At 63.3% G+C, this 1,495-nt stretch carries 2 protein-coding genes; both read left to right on the top strand.

From position 1 onward, the window contains the following. Positions 1 to 251 precede the first annotated feature (251 nt). Positions 252 to 725 (top strand): hypothetical protein, encoded by a 474-nt coding sequence (locus tag AC08OQ_RS12905; RefSeq protein WP_476602015.1) that lies wholly within the window; start codon positions 252 to 254, stop codon positions 723 to 725. 485 nt (positions 726 to 1,210) lie between these two features. Beyond that, positions 1,211 to 1,495 (top strand): Hsp70 family protein (locus AC08OQ_RS12900; RefSeq protein WP_476612072.1); only part of this gene is annotated, 285 nt, incomplete at its 3' end.

Here is a 1,495-nt window from a genome sequence, read left to right as displayed (position 1 = left end):
TCCCCATCGACGGCTCTCTGAACCACGGTCTCGGAGTGGAGCGTGCCGTTCAGCTGGTCGGGATGGGCAGGAATGTGGCGGTCCTGACGATGCGGTGGCGTGGGTTGGCGGGACCTCGGCTGGTCATTGCGAAGGAGTCGAAATGAAATAACTTGCGCGTTTCGAACCCTCCACGGGCCTGTGACCTGCGATGATGCTCTTGATCACGTATTTGTTACTTCATTACGTCCCCGAAGGAGGACGGCGCCACGTTGGTCTTCATCGGCGGGGACGAGCACCTCAGGTTCTTCTACCGGTCTCTCTTCAAGCTGGAGGACATAGCCGAGGAGATTTTCTTCGTGCACGCGGAGAAAGCTTTTCATCGACTCCTTTTCGCCGACGGCCTAACCTTTCGAAAATTTGATGGCGGCTACTCCCTGAGAGATACTGCTGTTCTTCATCTTGCCGCATTGAATGATCGGTTTTCCGATTTGTTCATTGCCGAGAAGGGTTCTTCCGCGCAGATTTCCGCGCGCCTGGGGATAGCCGTCAGTATCGAGGGTAGGACTCGGGGATCGGCTACTCTGATGCGCAGACGTGACGTCATATTCCGGGGTTTCTCCGTCCGGTGTGAATGGCATTCAAAACTCGAACCGCATCGGAATCGTATTCACTTCTTCCCCGGCGACTCCCGGACCGATGGGAAGATTCTGGTCGGCATGTTCGTCCGGCATCTGCCGACCTGATTGGGACCGGCCTCGCCGGCCCCCGGGTAAGGAGTAGACCTCGGCTGGTCGGAGATCCCCGAGAGCCGCCGGATCCAGGGCTCCACCCCGCCGTGTCCTGCTCGGTGTCCTCGCCTATCCGGGTAGGAGGTGTTGACGATCACAGGGTGCCGCGATCACAGGATGCTGGATCATGGAGTTCCGGACGCGAGGTGTCCGGCACGGCGCATCGGCCGGTCCTGGCGGGCCCAGCGTCATGGCACCGTCGGACCCGCGGCAGGCCGGTCGGGCCGGGGCCCGGCACCGTCCGGCACCATTCGGCGACTCAGTGACCTGCTCACCGGCTCAACGGGAGCCGGAAATATTTTGTCCGCTCTCGGACACAAATATTGCCTGGTCAAACGTCCACGATGATCGTGGTAACGGGAGTGGAAGGATCTCCGGCGGCCGAGCGGAGTACCGTGGCTCCGGTCGCCGTGATGATCGCGTAGGTTTCGGGAGACGCGGTGAGCTATCAGCTGGGTATCGACCTCGGATCCGCGAACACGATCGTCGGGGTGGCGGACGGAGGCTGGCCCCGCGTGCTCGAACTGAGCGGCCAGCGTCGCCTGCCGTCGGTGGTCTACGCCGCCCCGGCCGGTGGCCTGCAGTTCGCCCGCGCGGCGGACCGCCGGTCGCTGGTCGACCCCGAGCGTGCCGCGACCGACCTCCTGCGCCGGCTCGGGGACAGCGGTCCCGTTCTGCTCGGGGGTGCCGCCTACAGCCGGGAGGGACTGATCGCCCGGTTGGTG

It is taken from the genome of Frankia sp. CcCS3, assembly GCF_977927575.1.
Note: the sequence above shows the minus strand (reverse complement) of the source record. Positions and strands in the feature narration are given on the sequence as shown.